The sequence below is a fragment of the Haladaptatus ordinarius genome (genome assembly GCF_054177595.1).
In genome coordinates this window covers 1-15,012 of record NZ_JBPEHH010000090.1, presented here as the reverse complement: position 1 = coordinate 15,012, position 15,012 = coordinate 1, and the positions used below count along the sequence as shown (strand labels likewise).

Sequence of the window (15,012 nt, the reverse complement as noted above, 5' to 3'; positions counted from 1 at the left end):
GCCGTAAGAACAGTGTCTGGATGGTAGAGAAATCTCATAATCACCCATCCAGACGCTTCCTGAGAATCTAACCCCGTCAGTCGTGACTATCCACTGACTCGATGGGAAGTACCGACTGTACGTACCTAAACGGACGGTACGACGACCACGGCATGGCGCGTCACGGCTACGCCGCTGACGCGCCGTTCATCGAGACACCGCGAGACGCGCGATACCATTACAGCAAACGCTTCGGTATCGAGTCGAGCTATCGCTTGTCCGAGCAAGCGATAGCGACGACAACAACGCGAGATACGACGATGAGGCTCCTGTACGTCGTGGTGAGTCTGCTGTTGGGGAACGTCTGGCGGTATCTGCATTATGAATTCGTGGCGATGCCCCGCCGAGGCGGGCGTCGCCTCTGGTGGTGGCCGTACAAGGAGTTCGTCAATATGGTTCGGCGGGCTGCGGGGACGGCCCTCGCGGTGCGTCGGGCCGTCCCCGCGAACCGACCACCTGACGACCGGTTCCACCGGTAACCACCGATCGAGTAGGCCTGCGGAGTGAGTGGCAACGCTGTCGCTGTCGCGGCTGACCTCCGCCGACAGCGACAGCTCCCTCGCCTCTCAGCGTAGTTCCCTCGCTCATAGCAGTTCGTCAAGACGGAGTGGAGGAGTCAGACCAAGTCAGTTGGCGGCGCTTTGTGAGGTACTGAGTCTCATCCTCGGTGTCGGCCACCTCATCAGTAGTCTAGCAATGATGGCCGTGTTCTTTTACGCAAAATCCTATTTCAACCTCACTCAGGTCAACCAGCCAATCATGATTCTCGATGGAGTTCAGATCGGCGGTCCAGTAAGCCTCGTCGCTGGAGTACTACTCATCCTCCTCGGGATTCGGGAATACTTTGGTCATTCGCATGGGCATTCCCACAGCGACGATCATTCACATGAAGATGGTCACTCACATGGCGACAGTCATTCTCATGGCGTTGATGATTCACATAGAGATGGGCACTCTCACGAAGAGGGGCATTCCCAAGAAATGATGTTGCTCACCCCCGAGAACCGCCACTCCCACGGCGATCTTGATCACCAACACGATCATGAAGAGCATGCACACGAACATAGCGACCACTCGGAGAACAGTTTTGGGATACTCGCTCGGCTCAAAGGCGTGTTCACGGGAGAGGGACATTCACATGACCATTCTCATGGCGAACTCGACGAAGCAGCCAACCGTGGACTCGTAGGAATTACATGATTCGCATTCATTCTTGGATTCGCTCACGAGGAGGAATTCGAGATTATCGCGCTGTGTGCAGGGTCGAGCTACTGTCTTGAGCTGATGAGTGCATATGCAACCACGGTCATCCTCGGCATTGTTGGCTTGACGATGTTGTTAGTGACAGGATATACGCATTACGAGGAGAAAGAGTTGAGCGGTACACGCCGTATCTATCCGTATTTTCGGCAGCGGTGCACATCATCATAGGTTTTGGATTTATTTCGGGGATATACTAGTTCAAATGCCACTCTTTGATCACATTGAGAATTTACAGAACAGCTCAGCGGAGAGAAACTCACCTCTGCATTGATATGCAATGGTCGATTGCGAGCGTGAGACACATATTTCGGATTAGTTCTACGCCGATGTGAAAGATAGACGACGAACAGAAGGAAACAAAGGGTGAATACGCCCACTTAAAGCCATTTTCCTGTCCCAGCACAGGTACTCGAAACTGGGTTATCGTCTGTTTCCGTAGGCGTTGATTGGTTCAATTGAAATGCTAGATAGATATCTTGCAGATCGGTAACGATTGGCGCATTCACGACTGTGACACGAGGTCCAGATTGGTTGACATTGAGCGCATCGACGAAATCGTAGGTTCTGTGCAAGGACATTCAAGTTTTCGTTGCGTTGTCGATGCGGTCGCCCGCCCGACACGGAGCGGAGGAGCGCGTCAGACCGGGTCGAGAGGGACTTTCAAATCGAGGACGGGCGAGCCGTCAAGCATGTCCACCCCCCGGACGGTCAGCCGTGGGCCGTCGATAGTCACGATTTCGACGGCCGTGAGGGCAATCGGATTGGGTCTGGCAGGCGACCGACTCTTGAAGACGCCGCGGCTGCCCCGCTTCTCGACCCGGAGCAGCGACCGGCTTGCCCGGTCCGCGAACCAGACGATCAGGACCTCATCGCCCGGTTCGTAGCCGTCCAGTCCCTTGGCGTATTCCTCATCCAGTTCGATGGTGCCCTCGATGTCGTCGAGCGTGCCCTGCCTGGGCGCATCGTCAGTCGTCTGAATCGGCGTGTGGACCGTCCCGATGGGCTCGAGTTCAATCATACATGTCCTTTCATCGGGACGCCTACGGGTGTTTTGGTCTGCCGGCGCTTGTCTTGTTACCGAGAAACCCGAGACGAATCTGAGAATGCGTTCAGACAGACCGATACTGTCCATCGAATACAATCTACCGGTGTATTTCGCCGATGAGTTTCCGCTTCCAGTGCCGTTATCCGCCTGCCTTGCCGCGATTATATACGTCAAGGAGTCGGCCTGCAACCGTCGTGCGGTTCCGTGGCAGTTGTCGGCTCCTCCTCTCCCGACTTGCTTGTGCTACCGGCAGCTAAGACAGATCCTGAGTACTTTGACCGGACGAACTCGAAGTCTCATTCGCTACCGGCACCTCCCACAGAAGAATCACCCCGGATCCAATTACGAGAACTACCCCGGCAATGGCTAACGCGAACAACGGCGACACAGAATCGGAAATGACGCCACTTCCAAGTTGAAACGGCACGACGGCTAACCCGCTGACCATCGCCATTGCACTGAGCACAGTCGCACGACCAAGGTTCCGATACGATCGTTAACGTACTGACCAGCGAACGACCGCGTGACATCGGAGAGCCCACGGGCGACCAAGAACGTCGGAAGTGCGAGGAGAGGGACGAAATACATCCCAACAAGCGCCGCTCCTACGATGAATGGGAGGACAAGGAACCACGTCCGGACACCAGTGTGCTCCTTGATTGCACCCGTGTAATAGCTGAGCACTGCTCCGAAGAGGCTGTAGCCCGCGTGACATCCTCCTCGCCGTAAACGGCGAGGCTTCCCGTACCGCAGGTGGGATATTTGCCGGTCTACGACACGACTTGTTCTCTCGTGTTGAACGTCCCGCTCTCGCGGTCGGTACGGTCGCGAATAGTAGCGAGTTCTCGCGTGACGTGTGTTTCGAGTGCTTCAATTCGTTCTACTTTGCGCTCGTTCTCTTGGCGGAGAGCAGCGTTTTCCCGCTGAAGGTCAGCCACCTCATCTCGAAGGGTGGCTATTTCATCGCGGAGTCCGGCGACTGCACCTGCGCACTCGCATGGCGCTGTGCTTGTTGTATCCGTCGTACTCATCGGCTTTCACCCAATGGAGAAAGTCCAAGATTCTCGGGCGACAGGTCTTCCAGTCGACCAGCAATGTCCGGAAGTCCCTGGTATAATACCGTCCCCATCAAGTCACAAACGATGTTCCACTCGAGAGCCACTATTTCAGCATGAACTATCGAAATAAGATGAGAATACCGACTACCTACTTCAATATCTCGGACGGGAATCCTGCATCGGAATGGTCGATGCTAAATATTGGCAGACATTGTCCTGAGTCCCCATATCCCAAATATATGATTGGTCGTGAGTTGTAAGGACAACTCATCTCCAACGAACGGTGGGCCCGAGTGCCGATTATCGTCACCGATGTCGAGACGCTCGATCTTAATTACGTCTGCTCCCTGATTCGCTAACATCAGAGAGCAAAATCCTCCGGTAACGAACGTGCGTAGATCGATGACAGTCAGAATGTCCGAGAACATGAGCAGTCCGTCCGGTTCGAAGAGCTTCCACGGCAGGAGGGGGATGTAGCGCCCGGCCTGGCGCATCAGTCGCACCGGGGGTCGTTCCGTTCGCTCGTCTCTTACCGCACGAACCAACAGGTCGCTCATTATCAGGACCGCTGGAAAGGTGGGGGCTAATGGTTTCGCAAATCCGTTTCGGTCGGACGTCTTCTCCCGACACTTCTAGAATCTGAACGTTTTTCCGGCAGAAAACAGGTGGTAGATACCGTCTCGACCTTATTCAGGTGGAAACGTGCCCCCGTATCGAAACCTCGTATCGAACTTTGCGTCGAGAGAATCGGGCGTGCAGTACCATCCGCAGGTTTCGTCCGCGCCTTCGCCCTCGTACCCGCGAATCTTCGACGGGTCGAAGCAGAAGAAGTTAATACTCCACCCTTCCGGGCACCTCGGGCCGAGTTCTATCTCCCCGAGCGCTTCTTCGATGACGCCTCTGACCCGCTCTCCGATGGAGTTCGATAGTTCAGGTATCGTCAGTCCGTGCTTCATTTCGATGCCGACCTCCTCGTCGGTCGCCGTCATCTCCACGTAGGTAATCGGGACCTCCTCGATTTCGATGTTATCGACGTTCTCGCCCATTTGCCACACCCCAACTATAATTATAGAACGTGAATTTAAATACGTGTATCGTATGTCGACCGGCGCACCTGTTCGGACGGCGACCGGACGCCATCTGCAATCTGGTCGCTGGAGCATCGACCTCCTGATTCCGCTGTTCGCGCTTTCACGCTCGCTTCTCGATGAGCAACCGTGTCACCCTCCGATCGTAACTTTCCGCCCTCCCAACCAGCAACCACTTCCCTGCCAGCACCTAACCCGACTTGCGTGCGAACCGCATTCCACCTCGTGCAGGGCAACGAGGACGACCAACAGACCACGCTCACCATCGCCCAGAACCTCTCACAGGATGAGACCATCGAACTAGACGACATCGCGGTCATCGCACCCTGACGGACGACCCTCGGCCACGGCGACTCAACGACGCCTCGTAACCGCCTCACGACTGGGCCTTTCCGATGTCGGTCGCTTCGTGGGGTTCTCTGTTCGCGTACTGGTACAGACCACACGAATAAGACCCGGTCGAGTTCGTGATTTCGTACTGATAGTCGGGCCCTAATCTTGCGGTGAGCAGCGGTCACTGTACCGTCTCTTGATACGAAACTGTCTTGTACTGGAGACTGACGTCTAATCGAGGGGGTATCACCTGGTCCGTGCTCGAACGGGTTGCTGGTTCAGCCCATGAGAGGTGCTATCAGGTCTCTTCCTGTTGCACTTCCGTGAGAAGTGCTTCGCCTCGGTCAGTAACCCGGTAGACCGCTTCCTCGGTAACAGGCGCGATCAACGCATGATCGGTGAGGAGTTCACACCGGCGTTCAGCGTACGAGAGGTGGATTCCGAGTCGGTTCGCAACGAGAGGTATGTATTCCGGTTGCATCCGCTTGAACGAGACCAGTATCTTGACATCTACGGGGCGCATCCAGTCGGGACGACTAGTCATGCTGGAATTCCGTTCCGTTTGATGCGGTGTGCTAACATATATTTATCGCCCAGCGAGATCACCCGGAGCGGAATTCCGAAGCAGTAGACTGTCGCCGGAAGCTAGTCTCGGCGGCGAAGACGATGGCGAACGGTTCCAGTCGCTGACCAAATCGTTCAGGACGCTCGAAACGAATGCTGTTCCGTTGATGGTTCGCGTTCCACACGTCGAAACTGTTCCGGTGGAGCGACAGTCCACCCTGCGAAACAGGAGGATTTTAATCCCTGTGCTGTCACAACGTGACCATGTCGGAGACCATCGACGCAGAACAGATTCGACAGTGGATCGACGACGACCTCGTCGAGGAGATCGAGAGGGTGCCGGACAACGCGGCCGAGTTCAACTTCCTCATCGAGATGTCGAACATCCTCGTGCACGTCATCCGACGGGAATCAACCGGCCCCGTGATCATCGGTCAACAGATAGAATACAGCGACGACATCCGGTCGCGTATCAGGAACCTCCCCGACAGTGACCGGAACGAGCTCGTCGCACGAATCCGCGAGCTCCTTACCGAGGTGCCGGTCGTCTACGGTTTCCACGACGAGCACGGAGACAACGTTCGTTTTAAGGATATGAAACAGATCTTCCTCGAATATCGGCTCTATCCCGATGCACTGAGCCAGCACGCGTTGATGTCCGGTCTGGTTGACGTCTGGAAGGCGATGCGATACCTCGACGACATCGTCACCCTCATGGATAGCGTAGAACAGTGACGGTGTCGTGGGGTGAACGCCGACACGTGGCCATCGGACGATATCCCGCCCGTTAGACGGCCGTGACGGCGGTGTACGCCCCGTATCCAACCGCGAACGCGAGTACGAGCGATCCGACCCACGCAGCGACCGTGTACGCTATCTTTCGCTGACTGACGCCGGTGCTGCCGGCAGCGTAGCCACTTCCGATGATCCCCGAGACGATGATTTCGTTGAACGAGACCGGGAGACCGAACAGGATGGCCGTCTGTGCGATGAGGAACGACGGGATGAGTGCCGCGATGGATCGACGCGGTCCGAGCGAGGAGTACTCCTGTGCAAGCGCCTTGATCATCCGCGGTGCTCCGGTCCACGACCCGGCGAGGAGGCCGACGCCGCCACCAACCAGGAGCCAGAAGCGCTGGAGGGACACCGTGTCCCAGAGCGTCAGGAGCGGGCCGACGGCAAGACCGACCTGACTGCCGCCGGCGGAGAATGCGACGAGAGCACCGAGCGAGAGCAGGAAGTGGCGCTGTCCGGCCGTCGCATCCGCACTGATGTCGAACGCGGTGACCCGCGTACATCCTGTCGCCACCGTGACGGATACGGCGACCTGCATGAGCGAGACACTGACGACGGGTAACTGGGCGATTTCCGTCGCAGCAGTCGCAGCGAGCGATGCGCTCTCGCCAGGAGGGCCGAGGAACACGAACTTCATGTTTGCGATGATGAGGCCGACCATGCCGGCCAGCAGTGGGACGACGGTCTGTTCGGGTATCCGGTCGTCCCGCAGCAACCGCGCGGTGACGTAGGCCAGCGAACTTCCGACGAACGGGACAGCGACCCACAGGCTGACGATCTTCGAATACATTCCCCACGCCGGTTCGCCACCGTGAGCGAGACCGACGCCCACCACGGCTCCCGTGACGGTGAACGCGGTCGCGATCGGGTAGCCGGTATATATCCCGAACGCGACCAGCACCGCGGCGGTGACCAGCGCAACGACGACGGCAATCGGTGAGAGGGCAACCCCGTGGATAAGGTTCTTTCCGATCGTCGCCGAGACGTTCGCACCCTGGAGGATCGCACCGGCGAATCCGAAGATTCCGACGACGAAGCCAGCTTGCATCACGGAGATTGCGTTCGCACCGACAGCGGGCGCGAACGGCGTGGAACCGGACGAGCCCGCACCGATCGTCCACGCCATGAACAGGCTCGCACCGGCGGCGATCAGCATGGTCAGTAGCGCGCCCGTCCCGATCATGTCGTCTTCACCGTGTTCATGTCAGTACACCGTCGTTGACTGTCGGACGGGTCGATTCGCTCGACCGTTTTGACGATTTCGTGATCGTCTTCGAAGCGAGGCGCCACTGTTCGCCCTCGGTCTCGGCTGGTGTAAACCGTCCGCGAAAGACGATCCGGAACACATCGTCGTCGTTCACTTCCAGGGCGCCGATGGGGTCGTCGTGTTCGGTCTTACACACGACCGTACAGGCGTAACAGCCGATACATCGTCGATTGTCGATGACGAATCCGTAATTTGTCATGGTGTCATGATATCACCACTACTTACAGGGCCATCTCAGACGTTCGCTTCCTCTATCGCCCGTCTACCTAGCCATGTTGGCTGACACCGAATACCAAATAGCCGCCTCGCATTATAATTTTCGCTGGGTAGTGGAAGCGACGATAGCTGATGAAAGAAACGGGCGGATCCGGATATTTCTCGTAGACGATCACACGGAGTCTCGAACGATAGCTCGTCGGTGGACGGATGGAGAGAAGACCCGGCGTGTCACGGCAACGACGGTGCCGTCGTCACAGGAACAGTGCCGGTATGGTCTTTCGGAAGATGTTCATCGCGATGATGAACAGCATTGCGATGACGATCCAGTTGAACTTGGATTCGTCTATCTCCAGTCGCCGGAGGTAGGTCCCCAGCAGGAGGCCGACGATAGTGACGGTTGCGATGGCCGACCCTAGCCAGAGCCGATAGGGGGACAGCAAGCCGTTGAGCCACATCTGGATGATGCGCTCTGTGAAGACGAAAGTGAATATCATCGACAGCCCGCCGACGTACCGCTCGGTGTCACGCTCGAACGTGTGCAGGTAGGCCGGTAGGAGCGGACCGAGGTTCGCCGCCGCCAGCAGGAACCCCTCGATGAGACCGACCGTTCCGAGTGCGACCGGGTTGTGAGCCTGCTCGATGACGACGAAGTCCTTGACCACCTCGAACAGCACGTACCCCAGCAACAGCACCGCGATGAGAAACGGAATCGCGGGGCCCGTCTGAAACGTGCTGAGGAAGAACACCCCGACGAACGAGCCGACGATGGCGAGCAGGATGAGCGACCACTCGCGTTTGATGTACTTCAGACCGGTCCTGGTCTCACCGATCTGGAAGACGTTGATCATCCACGGTGGGATGGCCAGCACCACGACCGCGAGCGTCGGATCGATGACCGTCGCGAACACCGGCGTGGTGATGAGTGCGTACCCGAACCCGAGGGCGCCCTTGACTGCACCGGAAAAGATGGCTACGGCGAAGAAGAAAACCAGGGTGAGCGTGCCCACCTCGGCGTTGATCCCCGTAGTCATGCTATCGACGCCGGGGAACAACGCTACGGTGGCTACCAGCACCGTCCCGGTGGCCAGCACCATCATCAACTCTCGATACTGCAGGTCGAGCAGGTTCCTCGTAAACTGTTCTGGTTGGATCTTCGTGTCTTTGGTCGTCATCAGGGATCACGAACCCGTATCGGTGTCTGTGTCTGAATCATGTGTTTCGTTAGTCGACTGCGCATTTGTTCGGCCCTAGTTCGATTTCGGGGTCCTCCAGTTCGCGTTTCCCTTCGTTGATGGCGATGATCTCGTCGTGATTCGCTGGCTTCGAGCCCAGTTGGTCGGTGATGTACCCGACGAACGCGTCTTTGGACTTCTTCTGGACGGCCTCGTTCGTCTCCTTGATTTCGCCGATCGTCGCGGTGACCGGCGTTCCGGTGTTCACTTCCCCGCCACCGTAATGAGCGGGAAAGATCCACACGTCGTCGTCGTGTTCGAGGATCTTGTTGAAGATAGTGTCGTACAGCACTTCGGCGTGTTCTTTTGCGCCCTCGTCGCCGTGCTCTAGATCGGGACGACCGACGCTGTCGACGAACTGCGTATCGCCCGTGAGCATCGCTTGGCCGTCGACGAGATAAGAGGTACTCTCCATGGTGTGGCCAGGTGTGTGGAGTACCTCGATCTCGTGGCCGCCGACCTTGAGAACATCGCCGTCCTCGATGAGCGTATGGTCGGCACAGCCGTCGGGCTTGCTGGTTCGATCGGAGACGGGCGCTCCGACGAGAAGTTCGGCGTCGTACTGGGCTGCGAGGTCACAGCCCGACGAGATGTGGTCGGCGTGAATGTGAGTGAGTGCGACGTACTTTACGTCGACGTCGCCGTTCTCGTCCTGGAGGCGCTCGTCGGCCGCCAGGTTACGCTCGAACACGTCCGTGTACTGGACTGGGTCGACAATTATGGCTTCGCCGTCGGCGCCCAGTATGTACGACAGGCAGCCGTTGGCGATGCGCTTTGCCTGCTTGAACACGAGATCGGAACCGAAATCGATGTCTACGACATCGAACACCTGGCTCCAGCCGAGCATTCCGTCCTCGAGCGTCGCAGCGTCGAAGCCGCGACGTGAAAGCGCGACCGCCGCCTGCCGGCTCGTATTGCCGTGTGCACATGTTACTACGACCGTCTCGTCGTCGTCGAACAGCTCGTGGGGATCCTTGCCGAACTCGTCCTGGTCAGCGTCGTACGGTAGATGAATCGCCCCCGGAATATGCCACTGGTCGTAGGCCTCTTGGGTTCGTATGTCTGCGACGGGTATTTCGTAGTTGATTCTCCCGATCAATCCTTGGGGGGTAATCTGCCCCGTAGTGCGACCTGCTTGCATTAGTTTCACCTTGGTTGCGATGTGGTGGCATGCACCACAAGTAGATATCTATAGACAGCCTGTTTGAAATAGTTACCTGTTGGGAAACACCGTCCGATCGCAGCCGTCGAGATTCCCCGCGATACGTCACGACGGTCAACATTTAAGGGAAACGGCCGCAATAATTGGACCATGTTCGACTCGATACTAGTGCCAGTTGACGGCTCCGAAACGATGGACGAACTGGTCGAGTGTGGTTACGACGTAGCGCAGATACATGGTGCTGACGTGCATGGACTGTTCGTGAACAACGTCTCGGACATCATTCCGACGACTACCGCGCCCGCGGCCCCAGAAGAGATCGATGACGAGGTCCGACAGCAGGGCGAGCGCGCACTCAACCGCCTGCGCCGACTTGCTCCGGCAGGCATCGACCCCATCACCGAGATCCGTCAGGGTAATCCAGCGAACGAGATCATCAAGTACGCAAAAGAAAACGACATCGATTGTATCGTCATTGGCCGGAAAGGGACATCGATACTTTCACACCTCGGGAGTAACACGTCCGGCGTCGTCCAAGCCAGTCAGGTTCCGGTACTAGTCGTTCCGTTCGACGGGTCCGGTCCTGTCGTCAAAACTGGATGAACGACTACCTCGGCGAAGTCTTCTGGGGTCTCACCGTTTACCGTTGAACCCTTCTTCGGGATGGAGGTTGTTCTGCGGGATCATCGAAACTTCCATGTACTCCTCGCCGTTGGCGTAGTCGACGCCGGGTTGGATGTGTGGATACGGCCCGTCAGCAGGCGTGTTCTGGACGTCTCCGCCGTCCTCTGGGGTCTGGACCAGACCCATCACGTCGTAGTCCACGGGGGAGTTGTTCTCGAAGTGGTCGATCAGCACGTCGACCGGGATGGTCCCGTTCTCGATCTCGACGTTGTGGAACGGGAACCCGCAATTGCCCAGATCCTTCTCCGGGTCGCCGGGTCGTCTGAGCGTCGCTACGGTGTACGTCTCCTCGGGGTCCATCGGCTCGCCGTCGACGGTCATCTCGACCAGTCGCCGACCGCGCTTCGCGGTCGGATCGATGGTGACCTCGACGTTCGAGGAGTAGTTTCGGAGGCGGCCGTCCTCCTGGTCGTAGACGTACGGCGTGAAGTTGTCCATCAGGAAGTTCTCCATGTGGTTCATAATCTGCTGGCCGTACGCGTCGCCCTTCGCCACGGGGGCAGTCATCGGGAAAAAGGTGTAGAGGTCGCCGACGGTCACCTCGCCCGCCGCGATGGCAGACCCGTACCGGAAGCCATGGGATATCGCCAGGTCGGCGTCCATGTACTCCGTGAGCGCGTCGTTGTAGAGCGTGTTCCAGGCGCTCTCGAGGAACGACTGCCGGTAGAGCGGTTTCTCCGTCTCGCCGACGACGGTGTCGATGGGACGATCGAGCGTCCCGTTCCCGCGTTCATAGTGGACGTTCTCCTCGAGGAACGGCGCGCGCACCTCCTCGACGGTGCGCTGGGCGGCCGGGTCGGGTTCTGGCGTGTACTCGTGGTCCTCGACGAGGCAGTAGAGGTTGTGTCGGAACTCGACCTCGTCACCGGCAATTCGAATGTCCACGCGACCCAGACCGTCCCCCATTCCGGACTCGACGACCACGGTATCGGTATCCGAGACGACGATGGGTTCGTGTGTGTACTCGTGGGTATGGGCCGAGAACATCACGTCGATGGAGTCGAAGTCCTTCGCGGCCTGTACCATCCACTGGAGTCCGATCTCGGTGATCGCGACGACCACGTCGGCTCCGTCGTCACGGGCCTGCCGTGCGTACTCGTCGAGCAGGCGCGGGTGTTTAGCGAACTTGTACTTCTCCTTCCAGAACAGCGGCATCATCCGGTCGACGTACACGTTGGTCATGCCGACGACGCCCACCTTCGTCCCACCGACGTCCTCGATGGTATATGGGTCGAAGATGAGCTCCTCGCTGTCCCAGTCGAGGAGGTTGTTGGCGAGCACGTGCGCGTCGAGACTCTCCATCAGGTCCACCATATTTCCGTCCTCGACGGCCTCGTTCGAATAGTCCCAGTTGCCCGGCATGTAGATGTCGGGCTGGATGTGGCGGTTGATGGGATCGAGCATCGACCTCCCGAGCGTGTACGTGGTGACGGCCGTGCCGTGGAAGGTGTCGCCGCTCATCAGCGTGAACACGCTGTCGCCGTACTCGTCCCGGAGCTCGTTGAGTTTCGCCGTCAGAAGGGGGATGCCGCCGCCCTTCTTGATGAGTTTGTCCTTTCCGTCGAAGTCGAAGTCCGGTCTGGATTTCGGGTTGTTGTAGTACACCTGGTGTCCGGGGGTGATCTGTCCGTGGAGGTCACTCAGATGGGTGAACACTACGTCGGGGTCGTCACCGGAGACGTCGGACACCGTACCGTCTAGTCGCTTCCACTCGCCCAGGTACTCGCTATCAATACCCATGACACAATAAGAATTGAGGAATCGACTTATTACTTTTGCCGAGACTCATACAACTCCGGTCACCTTCCGTCACGAACCGTCAATAACAGGATGCGCATTTGTCTGACCTGCTCCAGATATATTGTTCTACATTATAGAATCGTATCCCAACGGATCTCTGCTGGCCATCTGGCGTGGCTGTGCCAAACGGTACCAAACAACCTTGTTCACCGTCATCCAGGTACTGGAATCGTGGATACGAGGATTCTTTATCATAGAACAGAGGTCGCATTCAAGTGCGGACCCACTACTCGATCGAGCAGTTCCGGATACCCTCTCTAGTTAGGATGAGTTCCGACTGATGGAGGTGTTTCACTAGAATAGCCCAACATAATGTCTTGATTCTCGTTATCGATTGTATGTGGGCGGGGGAGAGGTCGGGGATATCAGAACGCAGGCAGTGAGATAGACGTTATCTAATAGAGAACAACAGATTCTGGTCGGGGAGGTTCGAAGGACGAATACCGACTACCTATACGGACGACCGTTAACGTCAAACATCCGTCAAAGAAATTAAGAACCCCGGCGACATTTGATGTGTCATTACATGGCAAGGGACGTCAAATATCCGGTGAAATCCATCGAAAAGACGCTGGCAATCGTCGAGGCGTTGAAACAGGAAGACGGCGGTCGTATTACCTCCCTCGCGGAATCGCTGGATATGAGCAAGAGCGTGGTCCACAATCACCTCGCAACGCTCCAGAAGCATGGTTACGTCGACAAAGACGACGACGAATACCGACTCGGGCTGAAGTTCCTCGACCTCGGCGGCTATCTCCGGCATAACATGCGGCTCTATCAGGTCGCCAAGCCCGAGGTCAACAAGATGGCCGAGCAAACGGGCGAGCTTGCGAACCTCCTCACCGAGGACAACGGCTGTGGCGTCTACCTCTACCGAGTGAAAGGAGAGCAGGCGGTGGACATCGATACATACGTCGGCCGGCGAACCAACCTCCACTACACTGCCCAGGGGAAAGCCATCCTCGCGCACTTGCCCGAAGACCGCCTCGAGGAAGTGATCGAGGAGAAGGGGCTGCCGGAGGCAACCCAGAACACGATCACCGACCGTGAAGCACTCGATCAGGCGCTCGCCGACATCCGTGAGCGCGGGTACGCCTACCACGAGGAGGAACGACTCAGGGGTCTCCGGTCGATAGCCGCCCCAATCGTCACCGACGACGGCACGGTTCACGGCTCGATCAGCATCTCCGGTCCCGAGAGTCGGATGCGTGGCAAGACGGTGGAGTCCGAGATTCCCAAACTAGTCTGTTCGACGTCCAACGCAATCGAACTCAACTTGAACTATGCTAACATCTAGTCGAGGTCGTCGGTCTTCGACCTCCGCGTCGATCTGGTACCGTCGCTACAGACGGTGCTCCTCGCTCGGTGGGAATCCACCCACTACCGCCGCCGAATTCGTTCGTCACGCTCTCAGAAAGTCGAAATCGTGCGTTCCTTCTTCCGACGCCTTCGATCCTCGGCACAGCCCCATCCGAATTACTATTACAAAACTACGTATGTAATGGTAAAACCGACCCGTTCTCACTCGCTGCTATCATGCCCGTCGAAATCCACCCGCAACCGACGCCTCGATGCTTTCCTCTTCAGTCGAAATCTTAAACCGGACGTCCTCCAAGCGCAAGCGGGTGTCGCTCAGTTCGTCGAGTTTCGCCTCAAGTTCGGCCTTTTCTGACTTCGTCTCGCCCACATCGGCATCCGCATCTTCCAATTCAGCTTCTTTCTCTGCAAGTTTGGTCTGTTTCTCCTCGATCTCGGTCTCCAGCCGTATCCGTTCTTCTTCAAGATCTGGCAGTTGCTTTTTGAGTGAGTCAAGCTCAGCGAGTTCGTCGCCGATCGTTAGTTCGACTGATCCTTCATCGGCATCACCCTTCAGAGGCGACTAGTCACTTCCAAGCGCTGCCATGATCGCCTGGAGGAAGGATGTTCGATTCGTCGCGTTGCGACCCGTGAGCGCAGTCACACCCGGGGATAGAGTAACCTCCGTCTCGTCAATGCCACCGATATACCGGACATTCAGGTTAACCTCAGTCAGATCTTTCTGTGCTAATTCCATGCCCAATCGTTATTCTCCCTCTTTATAAAGAGTTCATATTTAGAGGCGTTCCATTACAATACCATTTCTGTAACAGGGAGGGTAGAGTTCGAGTGAAAATGGTGACAGCATATGTCTGTCGACCGTAGAGGGCGGTCACGCATATCGCACATCAGGCAGCGATTGACAAACAGTACGAAATCTCGGTATGAAACCCAAACGACCTTCCTGTGTTTTTCAAAATCTTGAACGATCGAATACTTGGGTACTGCCTAGTTTAGCTCCTCCTCGACAGGTGTTCGGTTGTTGAGCGAGGGTGTCATAGAAGAGTTCTCACACCGTGATCACGGTACTTCCCGGATTGTCTCCACGTTCGTAGTTGGTGATGGCGACGACGAGGCGAAGACACAGCGCGAGGAACACTTGTGCAC

13 protein-coding genes and 5 pseudogenes are annotated in these 15,012 nt (G+C 57.2%); 6 read left to right on the top strand and 12 right to left on the bottom strand.

The annotated features are described in order from the left end of the window. Positions 1-113: 113 nt before the first annotated feature. Positions 114-518: pseudogene (locus ACR3FF_RS21460) on the top strand (ISH3 family transposase); the annotation flags it as partial. A 217-nt stretch (positions 519-735) separates the two neighbouring features. Further along, positions 736-1,499, top strand: a pseudogene (locus ACR3FF_RS21455) (hypothetical protein). A gap of 440 nt (positions 1,500-1,939) precedes the next feature. Here ACR3FF_RS21455 and tsaA read toward each other — a convergent pair. The 5 genes and pseudogenes from tsaA to ACR3FF_RS21430 all read right to left on the bottom strand — a co-directional run bounded on the left by tsaA (position 1,940) and on the right by ACR3FF_RS21430 (position 4,451). Next, positions 1,940-2,320 (bottom strand): tRNA (N6-threonylcarbamoyladenosine(37)-N6)-methyltransferase TrmO, encoded by a 381-nt coding sequence (gene tsaA / locus ACR3FF_RS21450; protein ID WP_458190181.1) that lies wholly within the window; start codon positions 2,318-2,320, stop codon positions 1,940-1,942. 280 nt (positions 2,321-2,600) lie between these two features. After that, positions 2,601-3,067: pseudogene (locus ACR3FF_RS21445) on the bottom strand (MFS transporter); the annotation flags it as partial. A 50-nt stretch (positions 3,068-3,117) separates the two neighbouring features. Further along, positions 3,118-3,378 carry a hypothetical protein gene (locus tag ACR3FF_RS21440; protein ID WP_458190180.1) on the bottom strand — a complete coding sequence of 87 codons (261 nt, stop codon included), beginning with the start codon at positions 3,376-3,378 and terminating at the stop codon, positions 3,118-3,120. Positions 3,379-3,671: 293 nt separating this feature from the next. After that, positions 3,672-3,962, bottom strand: a pseudogene (locus ACR3FF_RS21435) (CoA transferase); the annotation flags it as partial. A 129-nt stretch (positions 3,963-4,091) separates the two neighbouring features. After that, the gene (locus tag ACR3FF_RS21430) at positions 4,092-4,451 is read right to left on the bottom strand and encodes a hypothetical protein (RefSeq protein WP_458190179.1); all 360 of its coding nucleotides are present in this window, start codon (positions 4,449-4,451) and stop codon (positions 4,092-4,094) included. A gap of 246 nt (positions 4,452-4,697) precedes the next feature. Here ACR3FF_RS21430 and ACR3FF_RS21425 point away from each other — a divergent pair, with 246 nt between their 5' ends. Beyond that, positions 4,698-4,823 carry a hypothetical protein gene (locus tag ACR3FF_RS21425; RefSeq protein WP_458190178.1) on the top strand — a complete coding sequence of 42 codons (126 nt, stop codon included), beginning with the start codon at positions 4,698-4,700 and terminating at the stop codon, positions 4,821-4,823. Positions 4,824-5,124: 301 nt separating this feature from the next. On the opposite strand, the gene ACR3FF_RS21420 is transcribed toward ACR3FF_RS21425, so the two are convergent. Then, positions 5,125-5,370: a winged helix-turn-helix domain-containing protein gene (locus ACR3FF_RS21420; RefSeq protein ID WP_458190177.1), complete on the bottom strand. Its 246-nt coding sequence runs from the start codon at positions 5,368-5,370 to the stop codon at positions 5,125-5,127. Between the two features lie 284 nt (positions 5,371-5,654). On the opposite strand from ACR3FF_RS21420, the gene ACR3FF_RS21415 reads away from it, so the two are divergent. Then, positions 5,655-6,125: a DUF2299 family protein gene (locus ACR3FF_RS21415; protein WP_458190176.1), complete on the top strand. Its 471-nt coding sequence runs from the start codon at positions 5,655-5,657 to the stop codon at positions 6,123-6,125. Positions 6,126-6,177: 52 nt separating this feature from the next. Here ACR3FF_RS21415 and ACR3FF_RS21410 read toward each other — a convergent pair whose 3' ends face one another. The 4 genes from ACR3FF_RS21410 to ACR3FF_RS21395 form a co-directional block, all read right to left on the bottom strand. Next, positions 6,178-7,368 (bottom strand): inorganic phosphate transporter, encoded by a 1,191-nt coding sequence (locus ACR3FF_RS21410; protein ID WP_458190175.1) that lies wholly within the window; start codon positions 7,366-7,368, stop codon positions 6,178-6,180. Positions 7,369-7,384: 16 nt separating this feature from the next. After that, positions 7,385-7,651, bottom strand: a complete 267-nt coding sequence (locus ACR3FF_RS21405) for a 4Fe-4S dicluster domain-containing protein (RefSeq protein ID WP_458190174.1) — start codon at positions 7,649-7,651, stop codon at positions 7,385-7,387. 271 nt (positions 7,652-7,922) lie between these two features. Further along, entirely contained in the window at positions 7,923-8,843 is a 921-nt protein-coding gene (locus ACR3FF_RS21400; protein WP_458190173.1) for a TSUP family transporter, read from the bottom strand. 49 nt (positions 8,844-8,892) lie between these two features. Next, a complete protein-coding gene (locus ACR3FF_RS21395; RefSeq protein WP_458190172.1) occupies positions 8,893-10,044 on the bottom strand; it encodes an MBL fold metallo-hydrolase in 1,152 nt (383 codons plus the stop codon). A gap of 171 nt (positions 10,045-10,215) precedes the next feature. On the opposite strand from ACR3FF_RS21395, the gene ACR3FF_RS21390 reads away from it, so the two are divergent. Then, complete coding sequence (locus ACR3FF_RS21390; RefSeq protein WP_458190170.1) at positions 10,216-10,668, top strand: universal stress protein; 453 nt, start codon at positions 10,216-10,218, stop codon at positions 10,666-10,668. Positions 10,669-10,698: 30 nt separating this feature from the next. Here the strand turns inward: ACR3FF_RS21390 and ACR3FF_RS21385 are convergent, their stop codons facing one another. Further along, positions 10,699-12,489, bottom strand: coding sequence for a bifunctional metallophosphatase/5'-nucleotidase (locus ACR3FF_RS21385; protein WP_458190169.1), 1,791 nt, complete (start codon positions 12,487-12,489; stop codon positions 10,699-10,701). 586 nt (positions 12,490-13,075) lie between these two features. On the opposite strand from ACR3FF_RS21385, the gene ACR3FF_RS21380 reads away from it, so the two are divergent. Then, positions 13,076-13,846, top strand: a complete 771-nt coding sequence (locus ACR3FF_RS21380; protein WP_458190167.1) for an IclR family transcriptional regulator — start codon at positions 13,076-13,078, stop codon at positions 13,844-13,846. 267 nt (positions 13,847-14,113) lie between these two features. Here the strand turns inward: ACR3FF_RS21380 and ACR3FF_RS21375 are convergent. Next, positions 14,114-14,602: pseudogene (locus ACR3FF_RS21375) on the bottom strand (AAA family ATPase); the annotation flags it as partial. Positions 14,603-15,012: the final 410 nt, after the last annotated feature.